We start from the raw sequence: 213 nt of genomic DNA, 5'->3' as shown, positions 1-213 counted from the left end.
GGGCACGCCGCACCGACTTTCGGCGAGGCCGGTCCCTGGGCACGCGCGATCACATTGTGACGTGGCCCAAACCCCGGCAGCGTCCTGACTGGATGACGCATGAGCAGTACCAGGCCTTCCCCGATGAACTGATGGTGCGCGAGTCCAGGCTGCATCACCGGGTGCTGGTCACCACGATGCTTGATGCACGCAAGACCAGCAAACAGGACCTCT

At 63.8% G+C, this 213-nt stretch carries 1 pseudogene; it reads left to right on the top strand.

Features of this window, described 5'->3' with window-relative positions:
• A pseudogene (locus tag F6X37_RS38230) lies at positions 1-213 on the top strand (IS4 family transposase); the annotation flags it as partial.

Origin of the sequence: Paraburkholderia sp. 31.1 (assembly GCF_014397645.1) — a bacterium.
GTDB lineage: Bacteria > Pseudomonadota > Gammaproteobacteria > Burkholderiales > Burkholderiaceae > Paraburkholderia > Paraburkholderia tuberum.
This window is presented reverse-complemented; position numbering and strand designations above follow the sequence as displayed.